The organism is Kitasatospora sp. NPDC005748, from assembly GCF_040630735.1.
Classification (GTDB): Bacteria; Actinomycetota; Actinomycetes; order Streptomycetales; family Streptomycetaceae; genus Kitasatospora.
The window spans coordinates 1-18902 of sequence record NZ_JBEXYD010000023.1; the positions used below are offsets into that span (position 1 = coordinate 1).

At 73.9% G+C, this 18902-nt stretch carries 21 protein-coding genes; 17 read left to right on the forward strand and 4 right to left on the reverse strand.

Translation table 11 applies throughout. The features are described 5' to 3' along the window. The first annotated feature begins 182 nt into the window (after positions 1-182). Positions 183-1094 (forward strand): LysR family transcriptional regulator, encoded by a 912-nt coding sequence (locus ABZ495_RS18440; RefSeq protein WP_329486199.1) that lies wholly within the window; start codon positions 183-185, stop codon positions 1092-1094. A gap of 83 nt (positions 1095-1177) precedes the next feature. On the opposite strand, the gene ABZ495_RS18445 is transcribed toward ABZ495_RS18440, so the two are convergent. The 3 genes from ABZ495_RS18445 to ABZ495_RS18455 form a co-directional block, all read right to left on the reverse strand. Then, the gene (locus ABZ495_RS18445; protein WP_359807320.1) at positions 1178-1573 is read right to left on the reverse strand and encodes a CBS domain-containing protein; all 396 of its coding nucleotides are present in this window, start codon (positions 1571-1573) and stop codon (positions 1178-1180) included. A 145-nt stretch (positions 1574-1718) separates the two neighbouring features. Then, positions 1719-3329 carry a DEAD/DEAH box helicase gene (locus ABZ495_RS18450; protein WP_359807322.1) on the reverse strand — a complete coding sequence of 537 codons (1611 nt, stop codon included), beginning with the start codon at positions 3327-3329 and terminating at the stop codon, positions 1719-1721. A 360-nt stretch (positions 3330-3689) separates the two neighbouring features. Next, complete coding sequence (locus tag ABZ495_RS18455; protein WP_030918248.1) at positions 3690-3893, reverse strand: cold-shock protein; 204 nt, start codon at positions 3891-3893, stop codon at positions 3690-3692. Between the two features lie 514 nt (positions 3894-4407). Here ABZ495_RS18455 and ABZ495_RS18460 point away from each other — a divergent pair. Then, the gene (locus ABZ495_RS18460; protein WP_329486196.1) at positions 4408-4635 is read left to right on the forward strand and encodes a hypothetical protein; all 228 of its coding nucleotides are present in this window, start codon (positions 4408-4410) and stop codon (positions 4633-4635) included. 204 nt (positions 4636-4839) lie between these two features. Here the strand turns inward: ABZ495_RS18460 and ABZ495_RS18465 are convergent, their stop codons facing one another. Next, complete coding sequence (locus ABZ495_RS18465; RefSeq protein WP_329486195.1) at positions 4840-5394, reverse strand: GNAT family N-acetyltransferase; 555 nt, start codon at positions 5392-5394, stop codon at positions 4840-4842. Positions 5395-5492: 98 nt separating this feature from the next. Here ABZ495_RS18465 and ABZ495_RS18470 point away from each other — a divergent pair, with 98 nt between their 5' ends. The 15 genes from ABZ495_RS18470 (at position 5493) to hypA (ending at position 18898) form a co-directional block, all read left to right on the forward strand. Continuing rightward, positions 5493-5894 carry a hypothetical protein gene (locus tag ABZ495_RS18470; protein ID WP_359836872.1) on the forward strand — a complete coding sequence of 134 codons (402 nt, stop codon included), beginning with the start codon at positions 5493-5495 and terminating at the stop codon, positions 5892-5894. An 88-nt stretch (positions 5895-5982) separates the two neighbouring features. Further along, positions 5983-6690, forward strand: a complete 708-nt coding sequence (locus ABZ495_RS18475; RefSeq protein ID WP_359807329.1) for an alpha/beta hydrolase — start codon at positions 5983-5985, stop codon at positions 6688-6690. Between the two features lie 465 nt (positions 6691-7155). Further along, positions 7156-8103: a Gfo/Idh/MocA family oxidoreductase gene (locus ABZ495_RS18480; protein ID WP_329486190.1), complete on the forward strand. Its 948-nt coding sequence runs from the start codon at positions 7156-7158 to the stop codon at positions 8101-8103. Between the two features lie 70 nt (positions 8104-8173). Continuing rightward, positions 8174-8872, forward strand: coding sequence for a hypothetical protein (locus ABZ495_RS18485; RefSeq protein ID WP_359807334.1), 699 nt, complete (start codon positions 8174-8176; stop codon positions 8870-8872). A gap of 136 nt (positions 8873-9008) precedes the next feature. Then, the gene (locus ABZ495_RS18490; RefSeq protein ID WP_352294825.1) at positions 9009-9206 is read left to right on the forward strand and encodes a hypothetical protein; all 198 of its coding nucleotides are present in this window, start codon (positions 9009-9011) and stop codon (positions 9204-9206) included. A 189-nt stretch (positions 9207-9395) separates the two neighbouring features. Further along, positions 9396-10139 carry a GNAT family N-acetyltransferase gene (locus ABZ495_RS18495; RefSeq protein WP_359836874.1) on the forward strand — a complete coding sequence of 248 codons (744 nt, stop codon included), beginning with the start codon at positions 9396-9398 and terminating at the stop codon, positions 10137-10139. Between the two features lie 85 nt (positions 10140-10224). Further along, positions 10225-11136: a glutathione S-transferase C-terminal domain-containing protein gene (locus tag ABZ495_RS18500; protein ID WP_359836876.1), complete on the forward strand. Its 912-nt coding sequence runs from the start codon at positions 10225-10227 to the stop codon at positions 11134-11136. 620 nt (positions 11137-11756) lie between these two features. Further along, positions 11757-12812: a hydrogenase expression protein HypE gene (locus tag ABZ495_RS18505; RefSeq protein ID WP_352294821.1), complete on the forward strand. Its 1056-nt coding sequence runs from the start codon at positions 11757-11759 to the stop codon at positions 12810-12812. 81 nt (positions 12813-12893) lie between these two features. Then, a complete protein-coding gene (locus ABZ495_RS18510; protein ID WP_359836878.1) occupies positions 12894-14678 on the forward strand; it encodes a nickel-dependent hydrogenase large subunit in 1785 nt (594 codons plus the stop codon). Beyond that, on the forward strand, positions 14675-15142 hold the full coding sequence (locus tag ABZ495_RS18515; protein WP_359836880.1) for a thioredoxin: 468 nt from the start codon (positions 14675-14677) through the stop codon (positions 15140-15142). The genes ABZ495_RS18510 and ABZ495_RS18515 overlap by 4 nt, the downstream gene beginning before the upstream one ends. Then, positions 15139-15789 (forward strand): DUF5947 family protein, encoded by a 651-nt coding sequence (locus ABZ495_RS18520; RefSeq protein WP_329486181.1) that lies wholly within the window; start codon positions 15139-15141, stop codon positions 15787-15789. The genes ABZ495_RS18515 and ABZ495_RS18520 overlap by 4 nt, the downstream gene beginning before the upstream one ends. After that, positions 15786-16430, forward strand: a complete 645-nt coding sequence (locus ABZ495_RS18525; RefSeq protein WP_329486180.1) for a DUF6084 family protein — start codon at positions 15786-15788, stop codon at positions 16428-16430. The genes ABZ495_RS18520 and ABZ495_RS18525 overlap by 4 nt, the downstream gene beginning before the upstream one ends. Beyond that, complete coding sequence (locus tag ABZ495_RS18530; protein ID WP_329486179.1) at positions 16427-17797, forward strand: hypothetical protein; 1371 nt, start codon at positions 16427-16429, stop codon at positions 17795-17797. The genes ABZ495_RS18525 and ABZ495_RS18530 overlap by 4 nt, the downstream gene beginning before the upstream one ends. Then, positions 17794-18300: a hydrogenase maturation protease gene (locus ABZ495_RS18535; protein WP_329486178.1), complete on the forward strand. Its 507-nt coding sequence runs from the start codon at positions 17794-17796 to the stop codon at positions 18298-18300. The genes ABZ495_RS18530 and ABZ495_RS18535 overlap by 4 nt, the downstream gene beginning before the upstream one ends. A 217-nt stretch (positions 18301-18517) precedes the next feature. Continuing rightward, positions 18518-18898: a hydrogenase maturation nickel metallochaperone HypA gene (gene hypA / locus ABZ495_RS18540; protein WP_359836882.1), complete on the forward strand. Its 381-nt coding sequence runs from the start codon at positions 18518-18520 to the stop codon at positions 18896-18898. Positions 18899-18902: the final 4 nt, after the last annotated feature.

Consider the following 18902-nt stretch of genomic DNA (forward strand, 5'->3'; position numbering starts at 1 on the left):
GTTGATCGGCGTCACGGCGCCGTAGTACTCGGCCACGATCTTGGCGAACATCGCCGGGCACTCCCGTTCGCGGTTTCGGCGGACCCGCCCGCCCACGGCGCCGCCCGCTGTTCCGCCCGCTGCGCCGCCGGACGTCCCCCCGGTGGCTCCGGCACCCCGCGGCACGCTGGCAGAATTGGCGTGTGATCGACGCACGACGGCTGCGGACCCTGCGGGCCGTGGCGGACCACCGCACGGTGACCGCCGCGGCGGCCGCCCTCTACCTCACCCCCTCGGCGGTGTCCCAGCAGCTGGCCGCGCTGGAGCAGGAGACCGGCCACCACCTGCTCGCCCGCGAGGGCCGGGGGGTGCGGCTCACCGCCGCCGGGGAGATCCTGCTCGGCCACGCCGACGCCGTCCTCGCCCAGCTGGAACGGGCCGAGGCCGATCTCGCCGCCTACAGCGCCGGTGTGGCCGGTGAGGTCACCGTGGCCTCCTTCGCCACCGGGATCTCCCTGGTGCTGGCGCCCGCCATCGGGACCCTCGCCGCCCGGGCGCCCGGCGTCCGCCTCAAGGTGCTGGACGCGGAGGGCGACGCCAGCCTGCCGATGGTCCTGGAGGGGCGGGCCGACCTGGCCGTGGCCGTCGAGTACCGGGGGGCGCCGCGGGCCGACGACGCCCGGCTCACCCGGGTGCCGCTGTACGCCGAACCGTTCGAGGCGGTGCTGCCGCTCGGCCATCCGCTGGCCGCCGGGGAGGGGCCGATCGCCGTCGCGGACCTGGCCGCCGAGCCGTGGATCGGGCCCTACCCGGGCAATCCCTGCCACGACGTGGTGCTGCTGGCCTGCGAGCACGCCGGGTTCCAGCCGCGTCTGGTGCACTCCTCGGACGACTTCCGCGCCGTCGTGGCGCTGGCCTCGGCCGGTGCGGGGGTGGCGCTGGTGCCCCGGTCCGCCCTGCTCGGGGTGGATCTCGGACGGGTCGCGGTGCGGCCGGTGGACAGCGCGCTCGCCACCCGCCGGGTCTTCGCCGCCGTCCGGGCCGGCGCCGACGGCCACCCGTTGATCCGCCCGGTGCTGGAGGCCCTCACCGAGGTGGCCGCCGCCACCGGCTGACCGCGTCCGGGGCGGCGGCTCCGGAAACCACCGGGACCCCGCCTCCCCCGGTGGGCCGGGGGAGGCGGGGTCCCGGGTGGGACTCAGATGCTGAGCAGACCGATGACGTGCCCGTCGTCGTCCACGACCGGCCAGGTGTCCAGACCGCGGGCGCGCATGGTGGCCGCCGCGGTGGCGGCCGGCATCCCGGCGGTGGCGAACGGCGCGCGGTCGTGCTTCACCGCCCGCACCGGGGTGCGCTCGGTGTACCAGGAGCGGGCCCGGAACGGCGCGAGGTGCAGACGGGTCAGCAGCCCGGCGCAGCGGCCCTCCTCGTCGCGGACCAGGGCGTGCGGGGCGCCGGAGCTGAGCAGGATGTCCAGCGCGGTGTCGACCATGACGTCGTCACTGATCTGCAGCTCGGGTCGGGTCATCACGTCCCCGACCGTGGTCAGGGCGTCGGCGGCGAAGTCGACGGGGTGTTCGAGGGCCATGGTCATGGGGCTCCTTCGGGTCGGTCCACCGGTGACGGCGGCGATCAGGGAGGTGCTCGACGGTGCTGCCGCGGCTGGGCCCGGCCCGCGGATGCCCGGCCGGATCCGGCCGGTCCCGCCGTCGCGCGGCGGGACCGACCGGACGCGGGGCCTACGCGGCCAGGTCGACGCGCCGCGGCCCGCCACGGCGGGCGCCGCCGGTGCCGCCGCCCTGGCCGCGGCCGCCGGTGCCGCCGCCCTGCTGGCCGCGGCCGGCCGAGGTGGGGCGGCTGCGGCGGTTGCGACCGCCCGAGGCGCTGCGCCGGGGCCGCTCGACCACGGGGTCGGCGATCACCACGGGCACGCCGGTGGGCACGCGGGCGCCGGTGATGCGGGCCAGCTCGTCATCGGTGGAGTGGACCCGGGTGGACTCGGGGGTGATGCCGGCGGTGGCCATCATCCGGGCCGTCTCGCGGCGCTGGTTGGGCAGGACGAGCGTCACGACGGTGCCGGACTCGCCCGCCCGGGCGGTGCGGCCGCCGCGGTGCAGGTAGTCCTTGTGGTCGGTCGGCGGGTCCAGGTTGACGACCAGGTCGAGGCCGTCGACGTGGATGCCGCGGGCCGCGACGTTGGTCGCGATCAGCGCGGTGACCTGGCCGTTGCGGAACTGCTGGAGGGTGCGGGTGCGCTGGGGCTGGGACTTCCCGCCGTGCAGCGCGGCAGCCTTCACCCCGCTGGCGAGCAGCTCGTCCACCAGCCGGTCGGCGCCGTGCTTGGTGTCGGTGAACATGATCACGCCGCCCTCGCGCGAGGCGATGTGGGCGATCGTGGCGTTCTTGTCGCCGTTCTGCACGTGCAGGACGTGGTGCTCCATGGTGCTGACCGCGGCGGCGGACGGGTCCACCGAGTGGGTGACCGGGTCCTTGAGGAAGCGGCGCACCAGGCGGTCGACGTTGCGGTCCAGGGTGGCGGAGAACAGCATCGTCTGGCTGTCGGCCTCGACCTGGTCGAGCAGCTCGATGACCTGCGGCAGGAAGCCCATGTCGGCCATCTGGTCGGCCTCGTCGAGGACGGTGATCCCGACGCTGTCGAGCCGGCAGGCGCCACGCTGGATCAGGTCCTTGAGGCGGCCGGGAGTGGCCACGACGACCTCCGCCCCCCGGCCCAGGATCTGGGCCTGGCGGCCGATCGAGACCCCGCCGACCACGGTGGCGAGCCGCAGCCGCACCGAGTGGGCGTAGGGGGTGAGCGCCTCGGTGACCTGCTGCGCGAGCTCACGGGTGGGCACCAGGACGAGAGCCAGCGGCTGGCCCGGCTCGGCCTGCCGGCCGGCGATGCGGGCCAGCAGCGCGAGGCCGAAGGCGATGGTCTTGCCGGAGCCGGTCCGGCCGCGGCCGAGGACGTCCCGGCCCGCCAGCGAGTTCGGCAGCGTCGCGGCCTGGATCGGGAACGGCGAGGTGACGCCCTGGCGGGTGAGCGTCGAGAGCAGGGCCTTCGGCATGTCGAGCTGGTCGAAGGTCTCGACGGCCGGCAGGGCCGGGGTGGTGCTGACCGGCATCGCGAACTCGCCCTGCACGGAGGAGCTCTGGCGCCGCCTCGGACCGCCGCCCGAGCGGGAGCCGTACGAGGAGCCGCCCCCGCCGGAACGGGAGCCGTAGGAGCCGCCGCCACCACCCGAGCGGGAGCCGTACGAGGAACCGCCCCCGCCGGAACGGGAGCCGTACGAGCCGCCGCCGGAGCGGGACTCGGAATTCTGGTACGAGGAGCGACTGGAGCGATTCATCTGGAGACCTTCCTCAAGGTGGCACGTCACGAGGAAGGCTCCGCGCCCACGGGTAATCCGGGCGGAGGCTGCAAGGAACGGGCCGGAACTGGCGGAGCGTGGACGGTGAAACCGTGCGGCACGTCACCTACGGTCGGCGCTCACCGCGCGGGCGGGAGCGAAGAACCTCGAACCGTGAGTCATCACGGCGGGGCGCCGACCCGGACGCGGCGCGGAGCAGCTCGCGTGGGGAAGGCCGCCGGTGGCGGAGCCGGGAATGAAGCCCGGGCAGCGGTGGGTCCTGCGAAAAAGCCGAGGGGCCCGCACCAGGCATGAACGCGGTGCGGGCCCCTCGCTGCCGGGCGGGTGCCGTGGCAGAAACTACAGCGGACGAATGTTCTCGGCCTGCGGGCCCTTCTGGCCCTGCGTGACGTCGAACTCGACCTTCTGGCCCTCGAGCAGCTCACGGAAGCCGTTGGCGTTGATGTTCGAGTAGTGGGCGAAGACGTCGGGGCCGCCACCCTCCTGCTCGATGAAGCCGAAGCCCTTTTCCGCGTTGAACCACTTCACAGTGCCATTAGCCATAAAGAAATCTCCTTCAAGGGGCTGTCCGGAGCTCGCACGGTGCGTGCTCCGAGATGCCGCGATGATGACCCACCCGGGGAAGAGCCGGGAAACAAAAATGCGCCTGCGAGACCTCAGCAGGCCCACACAAAGTTCATGGGAACCACTACTGCAACTCATTCGACTCTAGCAGGCCGGGGGTCTCCGTGGTGGAGGGATTCACCCCCGGCGGCTCCGGGGCCCCGTCCGGGGCCGGCTGTCGCGGCGGCGGAAGCAGCGCCAACCGGTCGACCGCCCGGCGGAGTTGGCGTCCCGCTGCGCGGGGCCGGCCGGGCCTGCGAATCGCTCGAAAGAGCGGCGGGCACAGGTGTGCTGCCCGCCCCCGCCGACGCGGTTCGCGCCGGTGGCAGACCGTCCGCGGCCGTGAAATTCCGTCGGTGCGGTGGTGAACCGCACCATACGGATTCCGGTTATGTGCGAATTCGAGACCTTCCGGAGGGCCCGCTGGGGCGAGTTCCGGCGCATACTGGGGGAGATGACGAAATCAGCAGCAGTCCGGCGTACTCTGCCCACCAGCCCCTTCAAGGCCCGGGTCGAAGCTCCTCTCAAACGGTTCGCCGTCGGCGACAGGGTCACCCACGACACGTACGGCCTCGGCCGGGCCATCGCCGTCGAGGGTGGCGGTGACATCGCGGTACTGGTGGACTTCGGTTCACGGCAGGAACGGATCACCCAGCCGTACACCGCCATGTTCAAGCTCTGATCCGCGGTTCGACCTCCACCCGGGGCGCCCCGGGGCCGTGCGGCCCCGGGGGCGCGGTGCTGTCCCGCCGCACCGGCCCGGCACCCGTGCCGCCGCGGAGTTCCGGCGGCCGGCCCGTCCGTCTGCCCTAGCGGCGCCGGGCACTCCCTCCATGCTCCGGCCGCGCTGTCTCTGCCGCCCCGGTCGCCCGTCCGGTGCGGCCGGTCACAGCCCTGTCCGCGCCCGGGTCAGCCGCCAGACCTTGTCCACCCCGGTCTGCGCGGGCGCCAGGCGCTCGGCGGGTCGGCAGAGGTGCTCGGCGAAGCCGAGGCGCGCCGGTACGGCGCCGCTCGCCCGGTTCGCCGGGTCGTGGACGATCTCGACGTGGTCGACGCCGGGCAGCAGGAACGCCTCGTCGACCAGGGCCCGGACAGCTCTGGTGGCCAGACCGCGGCCGGTGGCGGCGGGGTGCAGCCAGTAGCCGATCTCCAGGCCGTCGCCCGGCAGGCCCTCGCGGCGGAACAGCTGGCAGGCGCCGACGATGCCCCGCTCCGTCACCATCGCGTAGGTGAACGCGGCGCCGCTCTCCCACTGCTCGGCGCGGCCGGCCAGGAAGGCACGGGTGGCGTCGGGGCTGTGCGTGGCGACCCAGGGCATCCACGGGCGGAGGTGCTCCAGGGACTCCTCGATGACCCGGAAGAGCTCGGGAAGGTCCGCCTCGCCGTCGAAGCGGCGCAGCGTGAGGTCGTCCAGCGTGATCGACTCGGGCGGAGTGGTCATGCCGAGAGCCTCGCCCACCAGCCGTCCCGGTCACAACCGGATTCTCCTGTCGGGGAGGCCCGGAGCGGGGGCGGAGCGAGGCCGACTCGCGGACGACCGTGCGCAAGCCCAGCACGTTCCGGGTGGCGGGCACCTGGTCGGGCTCGTTCACCGACCGGGCGACCAGGGCGGCGAGTTCCTCCCCGCCCGGCAGGGCCGGATGGCCGGTGGTCGGCCTCGGGCGGCCCGGCATGATCGTCTTCTCCGTGGTCAACGGACTGGCCTTCGGCCGCTTCACGGCCGTCGACACCGCGCCGGTCACCATGGTGCTGCCCGAGGCGGAGGACGCCGCCCGGGACATCGGCGGGCTCGACATCGCCAACGCCTGTCCGCGGATCCTGGTGCCCTTCGTCGCCTCCGTCGTGCCCGGCCTCGGCGGCCGCACTCCGCTGTTCCTGCTCGGCGCGGCCCTCGCCGGGCTCGGCACCCTCGCGCTGAAGCCGGTCCGTGGTGTTCGCTGAGTACGCCGGCACCTCCCGGCACACCCACGACGTCCACCCGACCGAGTACGTCCGCCCACCCGAGCGTTCCCAGAAAGGTCTCCATCTCGTGAAGTTGCACACCCAGGAGTGGGGTTCCGGCGACCGCGTCGCCCTGCTGGTGCACGGCATCATGTCCGACCACCGCACCTGGCGGCGGGTCGGCCCGGCCCTGGCCGCGCGCGGATACCGCGTCATCGCCGTCGACCAGCGCGGCCACGGCCGGAGCCCGCGCGGTACCGGCGGGAGCCCGCAGGAGCGGTACGCCCTGGAGGCCTACGCCGAGGACCTCGTCGAGACCCTGCCGGCCGGCGCGGAGCTGGCCGTCGGCCACTCGCTCGGCGGCATCAGCCTGCTGGGCGCGGTGGAGCGGCTGAAGCCGGCCCGCGCCGTGTACGTCGACCCGGCCTGGCAGTTCGCCCGGATCGAGGGCGCCGACCCGCGGATGTTCGTGGAGTTCCGGCACGCCACCCGGGAGCAGATCGCCGGGTTCAACCCCCGCTGGGAGGCCGCCGACGTGGACGTCGAACTCGCCACCCTCGCGGCCTGGGACGAGGAGTCCGCGCTCGCCCTGTCCGGCCAGGAGTGCGGCCTGCCGGCCGCACCGGCCGTGCCCTCGCTGGTGCTCCTGGCCGACCGGAGCTTCCTGGTGAGCGCCGAGGACGCCGGACTGCTGCGCGCCCGGGGCTTCGAGGTGCGCACCGTGCCCGGCGCCGGCCACACCGTCCACCGGGACGATCACGACGGTTTCCTGGCCGGGCTCGACGGCTGGATCTGAACCATGACGAGGACGAGGAGTTCGCCGTGACCGCCGGCGCCGGCGCGCGGCCGCCGTCGGGGCCGCCCTCGCGCGACTGGACCTCACCGCCGAGGCCGCCCTGCTGAGCGGGGCCGTCCTGTGGTCGCTGCTCGCCGGCGAGGCGGTCGGCCTCGGCCGGCTGACCGCCCGGGTGAGCACCCCGCTGCGGCGGTGCGGACCCGGGACACCGCCGCGCGCGCCCGGGCGGCCCGCCCCGGCGGGTCCACCGTCCCGGCCGGCCGCCCCATGGCGGAGCGCCCGCTGACGCGGGCGCTCGACGTCGGCTGAGCGGGGGACGGTGGGGCCCCGGCCACCGGTCGGGGCCCCACCGCGCCGGCGCCGCCGCACGCGTCCGCCGGGTGCGCCGGGCCACCCCGCCGGCCGCCGGGGGAGCGGCGAGTAGGGTGGGCCGGGCCGATGATCGTCCGGACCACTGGAGCACCGATGAGCCTGACCTCCGCCCCCGACGCTCTCCTCCCCGTCGGGGTGATCGGGCTCGGCGACATCGCCCAGAAGGCCTACCTCCCGGTCCTCGGCACGCTGCCCGGCCTCGACCTGCGCCTGATGACCCGGGACCGGGCCAAGCTGGACCGGATCGGCGAGGCCCACCGGATCGCGCCCGAGCACCGGTTCACCGACCTGGGCGCGCTGATCGGCAGCGGCATCCGGGCCGCCTTCGTGCACGCCGCCACCGACCAGCACGTCCCGATCGTCGAGCAGCTGCTGACGGCCGGGGTCGACGTCTACGTGGACAAGCCGCTCGACCAGACCCTGGACGGGTCCCGCCGGCTGGTCGACCTCGCCGACCGCACGGGCCGCTCGCTGATGGTCGGTTTCAACCGCCGCTACGCGCCCGGCTACGTGCAGGCGAAGGAGCGGCCGCGCGACCTGATCGTCCTGCAGAAGAACCGCGAGGGCCTGCCCGAGGCGCCCCGCTCGATGGTCTTCGACGACTTCATCCACGTGGTGGACCTGCTGCGCTTCCTGGCGCCCGGGGAGATCGAGCAGGTCGACGTCCGCTCCCGGGTGCGCGACGGCCTCGTCGAGCACGTCGTCCTCACCCTCTCCGGTGAGGGCTTCACCGCCCTGGGCATCATGAACCGCGTCTCCGGCTCCACCGAGGAGATCCTCCAGGTCTCCGGCGGGGACTCCAAGCGCGAGGTCCACAACCTCGCCGACGTGATCGACCACCGCGGCCAGCCCACGATCCGCCGTCGCGGCGACTGGGTCCCGGTGGCCCGCCAGCGCGGCATCGAGCAGGTCGTCCTCGCCTTCCTCGACGCCGTCCGGACCGGAAAGACGATCGACGCCCACGACGCCCTGCGCACCCATGAGCTCTGCGAGCTGATCGTCGGGCGCCTGGAGGGAACGGCGACGGCCGCCACCCGGTAGGAGCCGCCCCGCCGCGGCCCCGGCTGGTGAGCCTGCGGCCGCGATCCGGGCCGCGAGGTGACAATGGGGCATGCCCTCCAGCCCCCACCCGACGGATCCGCGGCGGGTGACGCCGGACCGGGCCGCGGTGAGCGGCGAGCACTGGTGGCCGGTGGTGCTGGCGGTCGCGGTCGTCGCGATGCTCCACGTGACGCTGCCGGCCCGCTACCGGGTCGACCCCGCCTGGGTGCTGCCAGTCGCCGTGGGCTCGTTGCTGGCGGTGCTGATCATCGGCGACCCGGGCCGGATCGACCGGCAGAAGGCCTGGCTCCGGGTCGTCACCCAGCTGCTGATCGGCGCCATCACGGTGGCCAACGTGTTCGCGGGCGTCCGTCTGGTGGTGGACATCCTGACCGACAACAAGCTGTTCGCGAACAACGCCGTCGGGCTGCTGGCGACCGGCGGCGTGGTCTGGGTGACGAACGTGGTGGCCTTCGCGCTCTGGTACTGGAGCCTGGACCGCGGCGGCGCCGCCGCCCGCGCCCACCGGCCCTTCGCGAACCCGGCGTTCGTGTTCCCCGAGATGCAGTACCCGGACCACGCGCCGGCCGCCTGGGTGCCGCGGTTCGCCGACTACCTGACGCTCTCCTTCTGGACCGCCACGGCCTTCAGCCCCACCGACGTCTCGGCGGTCAGACGGTGGGCCAAGCTGCTGATGATGGCGCAGGCGGCGACCTCCCTCGCGCTGGGCGCCCTGGTCGTCGCCCGGGCGATCAACATCCTGCAGTGAACGCGCTGTGAGCACGGTGCGACGGCACTGTTTCGGCCCGGCGTCGGCGGCCGGCGATTCGGGATTGCCCCTGGTCCCGGGCCGGTCGAGCGGTACTGTGGACCTTCACGGTTGCCGGACGCGAAACGGACGGGCGATGCACGCACGCCAACTGCGGGGCGGGCGGGTGGTCTTCGGACACCCGCTGCGGCCGCGCGCGGCGTTCCGCCCGCAGGCCGGAGCCCACGCGGCCGCCGGCACCCGGACCGTCGGCATCCGGCCCGGTGGTGCCCGGCTGGTGCGGCGCCGCTGGATCGACGGGGTCGGCTCCCCGACCGGCCTCTGTCGCCCGTAACCGCCCGTAACCGCCCGTAATCGCCCGTCGTCACGCGTGCCCGGCGCCCCGGTGTGCCCGGCAGCCCCGCTCCGCCGTGGCCCGTCCCGGCTGCCCGGCCTCCCGGCAGCCGCCCGAGGTCCTGCCCCCGGCCGGCGACGCCCCGGGCCGAAGCGACCGAGAAGACCGAGATCGAGGAACGGCTCCCGCATGCCCCAGTACCCCGTGCTCATCCCCGACGACGCCCCGGACACCGCCGAGCGGCGCCACCCCCTGGACAACCCCGCCCGCGCCGCCCTGCTCGGCCCGCACGCCCACCTGGCCGAGCGAAGCGGTGAGGTGCTGCGCTACCCGGCCGACGTGTCGCCGTTCGTCGCCCTCCCCGACCGGCCCGACCGGGAGACCTGGCGGGATGTCGCGGCGCTGTACGGCCCGGGCGCCGTCGTCGCCGCCACCGGCTCCCCGGACGCCGTACCGGCCGACTGGGAGATCCTGCTGCGGGGCCGGGGTGTCCAGCTGGTGGACGACGGCGTCCGGGCCCGGCCCGACGAGGAGGCCGTCCGGCTGGGCCCCGCCGACGTACCGGAGATGCTGGCGCTGGTGGAGCACGCCCGGCCCGGCCCGTTCCTGCCCCGGACCATCGAACTCGGCGGCTACCTGGGCATCCGCCGCGGCGGCGCGCTGGTCGCGATGGCGGGGGAGCGCCTGCGCCCGCCGGGCTGGACCGAGATCAGCGCCGTCTGCACGGCCGAGTCCCACCGGGGCCGGGGGCTCGGCTCCCGGCTGGTCCGGGCGGTCGCGGCCGGGATCCGTGAGCGGGGCGACACGCCGTTCCTGCACACCTCCGCCGAGAACACCACCGCGATCCGGCTCTACGAGTCGCTGGGGTTCCGGCTGCGCCGGCACGTCACCTTCCTGGGCCTGCGGACGCCCGGCGGGGTCCCGGGCGCGTGACGAAGCCCCGGCGCCCCGCCTCCGCACCGAGACCACCCGCCGAGCCGCACCGTTCCACCTTTCCGAGGAGTCCGAGGAGTTCGATGTGAGTCAGAACGTGCCCTACGCCAGTCCCGCCGACACCGCCGTCCACGGCGAGTACCGGATCACCAGGGCTCCCGGCGACGAGCGCCCGCTGTACCGCTTCACCGGGCGGATCACCGCCGACGGGAGCAGCGGCTTCGCCGCCGAGCCCGGCCGCTACCACATCTACGCCGGCTGGTTCTGCCCCTGGGCGCAGCGCACCACCATCCAGCGCGCTCTCAACGGGCTGGAGGACGTCGTCTCGGTCTCCTACGTCGACGGCCGCCGTGACGGCCGGGGCTGGGCCTTCCGGGAGACCTACGGGCCGGACCCGGTGAACGGGTTCACCCTGCTGCGCGACGCGTACGAGCGGACCGAGCCCGGTTTCGACGGGCACATCTCGGTGCCGACGCTCTGGGACCGCCGGAGCGGTCGGGTGGTCAGCAACGACTTCCGGACCATAGGCATCGACCTGGCGACCCAGTTCGGCCGGTGGAGCAACGGCGCCGACACCTACCCGGAGGACCTCCGGGCCGAGATCGACGCGCTGGACGCCCGGCTGGGCCCGGCCGTGAACCACGGCGCGGGCGCGGCGGCCGGCACCGGGGACGCCGCGCTCGCGGCCCGCGCCCTGCTGCTGGAGACCTTCGCGGAGCTGGACGACCGGCTGGCCACCAGCCGCTACCTGCTGGGCGACCGGCTGACCGAGGCCGATGTGCGGCTCTGGGTGACGCTGGTGCGCTACGACGTCGGGCCCAACCACGCGCGCGCGGTGAACCCCGGTCTGACCGCGTACCCGCACCTGTGGGCCTACGCCCGCGATCTCTACCAGCGGAAGCCGTTCACCGGCACCACGGACTTCGCCGCCTTCACCGAGCCGGGCGCGAGCGTCCCGGACTGGCACGCCCCGGTGGAGCGTCCGCTTCCCGCCTGAGTCCGGCGGCCCGGGGCCGCGGACCCGAACGGCCGGTGCACCGGGAACCATCCCCGGTGCACCGGCCGTTCCGTCTGTGGTGGGCGCCGCTGACCAGGGCGCCGACCGGTCGCGGAGGCGCGGCGGCGGCGCCCTGACGGGCCGTCGGTCGACCTCCGGACGTCCGCCCGGTAGCGGTACGTGGATATGACATGTACGCTGCGTATCGCTGGTTGTACAGCATGCGGGCCTGGCCGCCGCTCCGTGGGGGGAGTCACGTCCAGGCCCGGTCGCCGGCCGGGGCCTCGGTTGCGCTCGTGGGGGAGCTTCAACCGGGGCCCTTCGGCGGGCTACTGACGGTATGCCCGCTCGGGGCCTGGTTCAGTCATGTCAAATTCGCCGGTGCCGCCCCGATGCCGGGGCGCGGCCGCCCGGACGGCCTCCGGCCCGCTCCGCACCGCCTCCCGCGCCGCCCTCCATGCCGCCCGCAGGGGTGACCGCCCGGCTGCTCCGAACGGCCCTCCCGGCTTGCGCTCCGTCCGGGTGCTCGCCCGGCCCTGCGGACCGGCGGCCCGCCGCAACCGCTGCTATGACTGGTTTGAGCCTTTTTGTCCGGCTCCCAGTTCCGAGGAGGCATCCTCATGGGTGCTGCAGCAACGAGCGCCACCGACGCTGACGTGGTGCACATTCTCTGGATCAACGCGGGCCTGAGCTGCGACGGTGACTCGGTCTCCCTGACCGCGGCCATGCAGCCGAGCATCGAGGAGATCGTCACCGGCGCGCTGCCGGGCCTGCCGAAGATCGCCGTCCACTGGCCGCTGATCGACTTCGAGTGCGGGCCGGTCCAGGGCGCGGACAACTTCGTGGAGTGGTTCTTCAAGGCGGACCGCGGGGAACTCGACCCGTTCGTCCTGGTCGTCGAGGGATCCATCCCGAACGAGAGCATCAAGGAGGAGGGCTACTGGTGCGGTTTCGGCGACGATCCGCGGACCGGTCAGCCGATCACCACCAGTGAGTGGCTGGACCGGCTCGCGCCCAAGGCCACGGCGGTCGTCGCGATCGGCACCTGCGCCACCTACGGCGGCATCCACGCCATGGCCGGCAACCCGACCGGTGCCATGGGCGTCCCCGACTACCTGGGCTGGGACTGGAAGTCCAAGGCCGGCCTGCCCATCGTCTGCGTGCCGGGCTGCCCCATCCAGCCCGACAACTTCTCCGAGACCCTGACCTACCTGCTCTACCAGCTGGCCGGCTCCGCGCCGATGATCCCGCTGGACGACAAGCTGCGCCCGACCTGGCTGTTCGGCGCCACCGTGCACGAGGGCTGCGACCGCGGCGGCTACTACGAGCAGGGCCAGTTCGCCACCGAGTACGGCACCCCGGAGTGCCTGGTGCGGCTGGGCTGTTGGGGCCCGGTCGTCAAGTGCAACGTCACCAAGCGCGGCTGGATCAACGGCATCGGCGGCTGTCCCAACGTGGGCGGCATCTGCATCGCCTGCACGATGCCCGGCTTCCCGGACAAGTTCATGCCCTTCATGGACCCGCCGCCGGGCTCGCACATCTCGGCCAACGCCAGCTCCGCGTACGGCGCGGTGATCCGGCGACTGCGCTCGATCACCATGAAGACCCTCGACAAGGAACCGAAGTGGCGCCACCCGGGGCGCACGCTGACGACCGGTTACCGCACACCGCGGTGACCAGGCGGGCCGCCGCACTCCCGTGCGGCGGCCCGCTCCGCCGCTGACCCTCCCCGCTTCCAGAAGGGCACGACAGACACGATGGCACCGACGACGAAGGCAGCCGGCGACGGCAGCGGCCTGGTGGAGATGTCCTGGGACCCGATCACCCGGATCGTGGGCAGCCTCGGCATCCACACGAAGATCGACTTCAAGCAGAAGAAGGTGGCGGAGTGCTACAGCACCTCGTCGGTCTTCCGCGGCTACAGCGTCTTCATGCGGGGCAAGGATCCGCGCGACGCGCACTTCATCACCAGCCGCATCTGCGGCATCTGCGGCGACAACCACGCCACCTGCTCCGTCTACGCGCAGAACATGGCGTACGGGGTGAAGCCGCCGCACCTCGGTGAGTGGATCATCAACCTCGGCGAGGCCGCCGAGTACATGTTCGACCACAACATCTTCCAGGAGAACCTGGTCGGGGTGGACTACTGCGAGAAGATGGTCCGCGAGACCAACCCCGGCGTCCTGGAGCTGGCCGAGCGCACCGCGGCCCCGCACGCCGGCGACCACGGGTACCGGACGATCGCCGACATCATGCGCTCGCTCAACCCGATCGAGGGCGAGTTCTACCGCGAGGCGCTGCAGGTCAGCCGCTACACCCGGGAGATGTTCTGCCTGATGGAGGGCCGCCACGTGCACCCCTCCACGCTCTACCCGGGCGGCGTCGGCACGGTGGCGACGGTCCAGCTCTTCACCGACTACCTGACCCGGCTGATGCGGTACGTGGAGTTCATGAAGAAGGTCGTGCCGCTCCATGACGACCTCTTCGACTTCTTCTACGAGGCGCTGCCCGGCTACGAGGAGGTCGGCCGGCGCCGCATCCTGCTCGGCTGCTGGGGGAGCCTCAACGACCCGGACCACTGCGACTTCACGTACCGGAACATGACCGACTGGGGCCGGAAGATGTTCGTCACCCCGGGCGTGGTCGTCGACGGCAAGCTGGTCACCAACGACCTGACCGAGATCAACCTCGGCATCCGCATCCTGCTCGGCAGCTCCTACTACGAGGACTGGGAGGGCAAGGAGCTCTTCGTCACCCACGACCCGCTGGGCAACCCGGTCGACCCCAGGCACCCCTGGAACCAGTACACCGTCCCCGCGCCGCAGAAGCGCGACTTCGACGACAAGTACAGCTGGGTGATGTCCCCCCGCTGGTTCGACGGCAAGGACCACCTCGCGCTCGACACCGGCGGCGGCCCGATCGCCCGCCTCTGGTCCACCGCGCTCTCCGGGCTGGTCGACATCGGCTACATCAAGGCCACCGGCCACAGCGTGCAGATCAACCTGCCGCGCTCGATGACCAAGCCGGAGACCACCTTCGAGTGGAAGATCCCGCGCTGGAGCAACGCCATCGAGCGCAACCGCGCCCGGACGTACTTTCAGGCCTACGCGGCCGCGGCGGCCCTGCACTTCGCGGAGAAGGCCCTCGCCGAGGTCCGGGCCGGGCGCAGCCAGACCTGGGAGCGCTTCGAGGTGCCGGACGAGTCGATCGGCTGCGGCTTCACCGAGGCCGTGCGCGGCGTGCTGTCGCACCACATGGTGATCCGCGACGGCAAGATCGCCAACTACCACCCGTACCCGCCGACGCCGTGGAACGCCAGCGTCCGCGACAGCTACGGCACGCCCGGCCCGTACGAGGACGCGGTGCAGAACACGCCGATCTTCGAGGAGAACTCGCCGGAGAACTTCAAGGGCATCGACATCATGCGGGCCGTGCGCAGCTTCGACCCCTGTCTGCCCTGCGGCGTCCACATGTACGTCGGCGGCGGCCGGACCGTGCAGAAGATGCACGTCCCCACGGGACTGAGCGGGCTCACCGCATGACGGCGGAGGAGACCGGGCTGCGGATCCAGGAGGCGCTGGACCAGCTGGCCGGCGGCGACGGGCAGGGGGCCGGCGAGCAGCTGGTCCGCGAGCTGATGGCCTTCTACGGGGACGGCCTCACCCGGCTCGTCCGGGCCCTGCCGCCGCGGACGCTGCGGCAGCTGCTGGACGACCAGGAGGTGGCCGGGCTGCTCGTCCTGCACGACCTGCACCCCGAGGACGTCACCGCCCGGATCGCCCGCGCGCTCGCCGCGCTGCCCGAGCCGGTCGAACTGCTCGGCTTCGACCCCGCGACCGGCACGCTGCGGCTGCGCCGGACCAGGAGCGGCTGCGGCTGCGGGGAGCAGGACGTCGAGGCCGTGCTGGCCTGTCACGCCCCCGAGGTGACGGCCGTGGAGCTGGAACGCGCGCCGCAGCTGCTGCAGATCGGCACCCGGCCGCCGGCCTCGGCGGAGGTGCGGTGAGCGCCCGTCAGCTCTCCCGCCCCGGCGCCGCCCTGCTGCGCCGGCTGCGCGAGCCCGCACCCCCGCAGCCGGAGCGCTGCACCTTCTGCGGCCAGCAGCTCCCGCGGGAGCACCGGCACCTGGTGGACACCGAGGAGCAGTCCCTCACCTGTGTCTGCACGGCCTGCGGGCTGCTGTTCCAGCAGCCCGGCGCGGCCGGCGGCCGCTACCGCGGCGTGCCCGACCGCTACCTCGCCGAGCCGGACCACCGGTTCGGCGAGGAGCAGTGGGCGGCGCTCGGCATCCCGGTCGAGACGGCGTTCCTGTTCCGCAACGCCCGGCAGGACCGGCTGGTGCTGCTCTACCCCGGCCCGGGCGGTGCGACCGAGAGCGAACCGGACGAGGCCGACTGGCGGGCCGCGCTCGGCGCGAGCCGGCTCGCCGCCGAACTGGAGCCCGACGTCGAGGCGTTGCTGCTGCGGCACCCGGCGGCGAGCCCGGTCCAGTGCTTCCTGGTGCCGATCGACGTCTGCTACGAGCTGGTCGGCCGGCTGCGGCGGTGCTGGAAGGGCTTCGACGGCGGGGCCGAGGCCCGGGCCGAACTCGACGCCTTCTTCGCCCGGGTGGCCGCCCGGGCCCGCGCGCTCCAACCGGAGGGGGCCTCGTGACCGCGCTGTCCTTCGCCTGCACCGGCGTGCGGCCCGACCCCCACGCGGCCGGACCGACGCTGGTCCTGCGGCTGCGGATCACCGCCCCCGAAGGGACCAGGGTGCACGCCCTGGCGCTCCGCTGCCAGCTGCGGATCGAACCCGCGCGGCGCTCCTACGGCGAGGCCGAGGGCGAGCGGCTGGCCGACCTGTTCGGCGAGCGCTCCCGCTGGGGCGGCACGCTGCACCCGGTGCAGTTCGCCCAGGTGCCGCTGATGGTGCCCGGCTTCACCGGGGAGACCGAGGTGGACCTGCCCGTCCCGTGCACCTACGACATGGACGTGGCCTCCGCCCGCTACCTCGCGGCGCTGGACGGCGGCGACGTCCCGCTGCTGCTGCTCTTCTCCGGCACCGCGTTCACCGGCCCCGGCGGCTTCCAGGTGGCCCCGGTGCCCTGGGACCGGGAGGCGACGGTGCGGATGCCCGTGCGGGTGTGGCGGGAGATGATCGAGCAGCACTTCCCGGGCTGCGGGTGGCTGCGGCTGCCGGCCGAACTGATGGCGGAACTGCTCGCCTACCGCTCCCGGCGGGCCCTGCCGTCCTGGGACGCGACCGTGCGCGAGCTGCTCGACGCGGTCCGGACCGAGGAGGTCGCCCGGTGAACGCGAACGCCTTCACGGCCGAGACCGAGAGCCGGTTCGCGCAGGCCCGGCAGATCGCCGACGCCGTCCTCTTCGAGGGCTACGTGCTCTACCCCTACCGGGCCTCGGCGGCCAAGAACCGGCTGCGCTGGCAGTTCGGCGTCCTCGTCCCGCCCGGCTACGGCGAGGACAGCGGCGAGCACTCCCACCAGCGCACCGAGTGCCTGATCGAGCCGCGCCCCGGCGACCGGCTGGCGGTGGAGCTGCGGTTCCTCCGCGCTCAGCGGCGGACCGTCCAGCGCGCCACCCCGGGCGGCGGCTTCGAGCCGGTCGACGAGCTGGAGCTGGCCGACCGGGTGCTCGTCCCGTGGGACGAGGGCGTCGAGGAGCGCGTGGAACTCGTCCTCCCCGTCGACGAGCTGGCCGGCGACGGGATCGTCCGGCCGTTCCGGCTGCCGGCCTGCGAGGAGATGGAACTGCTCCGCGAGGACGGCGTGACGGTCGGCCGGCTGCTGCGCCGGCGCGAACAGGCCGACGGCCTCCTGCGGCTGACCGCCCGGGACGTCCCCGGACCGTACGAGGTGCGCAGGCTCGCGGTCGTGGTGGAGAACACCGCGCCGTGGCAGCCGGGGCCGGGCGACCGGCGGGAGGCGGCGCTGCCCCGCGCGCTGGTCTCGGCACACCTGCTGCTCGGCCTCGACCGGGGCACCTTCCTGTCGGTGACCGACCCGCCCGAATGGGCGAAGGCGGCCGTGGCCGAGTGCCGCAACGAGCACACCTGGCCCGTGCTGGCCGGCCCGCCCGGGCGCGACCAGGTGCTGCTCTCCTCGCCGATCATCCTGGAGGACCATCCGCTGGTCGCCCCGGAGAGCCTCGGCGCGCTCTACGACGCGACCGAGATCGACGAGATCCTCGCCCTGCGGACGGCGGCGCTGACCGAGCGCGAGAAGCGCGAGGCCCGGGGCACGGACGAGCGGGCGGGCGCCGTGATCGACCTCGCCGAGTCGATGCCCCCGGAGGTCCTGGAGCGGCTGCACGGCGCCGTCCGGGGCCTGCGCGAGATCACCGGGTCCACCGCCGAGCAGCCCTGGTGGGACCCTGGCAACGACCCGGAGGTGGACCCGGACCGGGACCGGGTGGTGGTCGACGGCCGCGAGGTCGGGGCCGGCAGCCGCGTCCTGCTCCGGCCCGGCCGGCGGCGCACCGACGCCCAGGACCTCTTCCTGCACGGGCGGACCGCCGTGGTCGAGGCCGTGCTGCACGACGTCGACGGCTCGGTGCACCTCGCCGTCACGGTCGAGGACGACCCGGGCGCGGACCTGTGGCGCGCCCAGGGCCGGTTCCGGTACTTCCAGCCGGACGAGGTCACGCCGCTGGAGGACTCGTGAGCACGGGCCGGGTACTGGTGGCCGGGGTGGGCAACATCTTCCTCGGTGACGACGGGTTCGGGGTGGAGACGGTCCGGCGGCTGGCCGGGCACCCGCTGCCGGCCGACGTCGAGCTGGTGGACATCGGGGTGCGCGGAGTGCACCTGGCCTACCAGCTGCTGGACGGCTACCGGACGCTCGTGCTGGTCGACGCCACCGCGCGCGGAGGCGAGCCGGGCACGGTGTACCTGATCGAGGCGGACGCCGGCCCGGTGGAGGCGCCCGTCATGGACGGGCACCGGATGGGGCCGGACGCCGTGCTCGCGCTGCTCGCCACGCTGGCCGCCGGGACGGGCGGATCCGCGCCCGAACGGGTGCTCGTGGTGGGGTGCGAGCCGGAGTCGCTGGAGGAGGGCATCGGGCTCAGTGCCCCGGTGGCCGCAGCCGTCGAGGAGGCGGTCGAAGTGGTCCTGCGGATCGTCGGATCGGACGCGCAGGCGCAGAGAGAGGCGTCACCATGCTGAAGAACCTGCTGTGCGCGGCCGTCGCGGCCGCGGTCGTGACCCTGGTCTGGCAGAGCCTGCCCGACCTGAAGCGCTACCTGCGGATCCTGCGGATGTGAGGCCGGATTGCGGCGAACGGTGTACTCCGGGCGCGGTGGCGGCGCGGCTGCGGCCGAGGCCGCCACCGCGCCCTTGTAATGAAGCCTGTCGCCTCCGGCGAGGGGAGGGAGTGGGCCCGATGCACGAGATGTCGATCGCGACGGCCGTCGTCGAGCAGGTGGACGCGGCAGCCCGGGACCAGGGGGCGGTCGCGGTGGAGAAGGTGCGCCTCCAGGTCGGCGAACTCGCCGGGGTGGTGCCCTCCGCGCTGGACTTCTGCTTCGAACTGGCCTGCGCCGGAACGCTGGTGGAGGGCGCGAAGCTGGAGACCGAGGCCGTCGCGGCGCGTGCCAGGTGCACCCCGTGCGGCGTCGAGTGGGCCGTGGGCATGCCGCCCGACCTCGGGTGTCCGCGCTGTGGCGGCGCCCGGGTCGAGCTGCTCGCGGGCCGGGAGTTGCAGATCCTCGGCGTCCAGTGGGCCGAGCGCCCGGTGGGCGCGTCGGCCGACCAGGAAGGCTGAAACC